This is a genomic window from Chitinophaga sp. (assembly GCF_035564935.1).
GTDB lineage: Bacteria > Bacteroidota > Bacteroidia > Chitinophagales > Chitinophagaceae > Chitinophaga.
In genome coordinates this window covers 1-1,811 of record NZ_DATMTE010000912.1, presented here as the reverse complement: position 1 = coordinate 1,811, position 1,811 = coordinate 1, and the positions used below count along the sequence as shown (strand labels likewise).

General features: G+C 46.8%; 2 protein-coding genes. One reads left to right on the top strand and one right to left on the bottom strand.

Annotated features, from left to right (window positions below; translation table 11 throughout):
* The first annotated feature begins 16 nt into the window (after positions 1-16).
* Positions 17-118: a DUF4870 domain-containing protein gene (locus VN105_RS29830; protein WP_414647259.1), complete on the top strand. Its 102-nt coding sequence runs from the start codon at positions 17-19 to the stop codon at positions 116-118.
* Between the two features lie 76 nt (positions 119-194).
* Here the strand turns inward: VN105_RS29830 and VN105_RS23820 are convergent.
* Positions 195-1,811, bottom strand: a 1,617-nt coding sequence (locus VN105_RS23820; RefSeq protein WP_325644936.1) for a S8 family peptidase, incomplete at its 5' end; no start/stop codon positions are given.

Sequence of the window (1,811 nt, the reverse complement as noted above, 5' to 3'; positions counted from 1 at the left end):
GACGAATCTTCTCGGTATATTATGGCTGCTGAACGTTATTTTTAGCATCGTTGCAGCTGTAAAGGCGAGTAATGGACAGTCTTACAAGTATCCGCTGAGTGTACGTCTTGTTAAATAATCTATATAAAAGAGATCGGGAATTTTATCTTCTGAAAGATAAAATTCCCGATCTCTTTTTATTAATATTGAAGGGATCAGTTCTTCCTGACGGCCTTTACTCTTGCTTTGCGCTGTTTTTTGCCCTTTACATTTTCACCTTTAACAGTAGCGGCCAGCTTTAATGCTTCATAAGCATTGATCATTCCCCCGGTAATGGAGAGGTCTGCAAAATTTACTTTTTCGTTGGAGCTGCCTGGCTTATTTACTTCAATAGTGCTGTCCGGCAGCGGTGTGGCGCTTTTTTCCAGTACATATTTCAGTTGTTTGGCGCTAAGCTCCGGATAGTAGGAGAGTACCAGTGCAGCTACACCGGCTACTACCGGGCTGGCCATACTGGTTCCGCTGGCGCTGCCGTATTTGTTGCCGCCGGGAATAGTAGAGTAAATTTGTACTCCCGGTGCAAAAAGATCCACGGATTTCTTGCCATAGTTGGAGAAAGGGGCTACTTTATCGTTACCAAGCCCTGTATTGCTGGCGCCTACCGTGATCACATTGGTGGCAATTGTGCCGTCCAGGTAATTCGGGTTAGGATAGTTGGCAACAGAATCGTTGTTGCTACCGTCGTTACCGGCGGCGTGTACCAGTAATACGCCTTTTTCTTCAGCATATTTAAAGGCCGCATCTACCCAGTCTTTATGCGGGGAGAACGGTTTACCAAAGCTCATATTGATGATCTGTGCGCCGTTATCTACTGCATAGCGGATGGCCAAAGCCACATCTTTATCCCTTTCATCTCCGTCGGGAACGGCTTTTACAGCCATAATGCGCACGTTGTCGGCCACGCCGTCCATACCAACGCCGTTGTTCCGGGCGGCGGCAATAATACCTGAAACGTGTGTGCCATGGAACCCAAAGGTGCCCATCACATCATTGTTGCCGTATTTATTATCGTTGATATCGTCGAGGTTATCGCCTACAATCCTTTCCCTGTTGGCGTTTGGCGCTACTTCAGTGCTTTCAGCCTTACGTTTCAGCTCATTCATGTATTCTTCAAACTCCATTTTAAATTCGCCGTAAGTAGCAGGTTCATCGCCGGCGCTTTTCAGCAAACGGCTCATGAAATTGCGCGCCAGCAGCACATCCTGGTTGGTAGTTTGAATACTGTCCAGCTGCGCTACATTGAAATCATCCTTACCGAGATAGTTTTTCAGGATGGATTCACATTTTTTCACGTTTTCCTGGAGCTTCGACATGCTTTTGTACTGCATCTTAAACTGGGAATTAGGCTTCTCAATTTTTGCCTGCAGCTGCTGCCAGATGGCATATTCCTTTGAATCTTTTGCCAGTGCGGAATCAGGGTTACCATAAAGGCTTTTATACCGGTAGTACTCACGGGCGGCCTCTTCAGAGTCTTCTTTCAGGCTGCTGCCATCTTTGCCACCCAGGAAATTCCAGCCGTGAATATCGTCCACATACCCGTTACGGTCGTCATCCTTGCCATTACCGGGGATTTCGCGGGTATTGGTCCACAAAATGCTTTTCAGGTCCTCGTGGGTAGTATCAATCCCGGAGTCGATCACCGCCACAATAACCGGGGTGCTTTTTTTCCCTTTTAACAATTCCTTGTAGGCTTTTTCTGTCGACGTACCATAAACACTATCGGTGTCGTAACTGAGCAACTGCCAGTTTTTCGGTATCTGGGGTTTACTTTG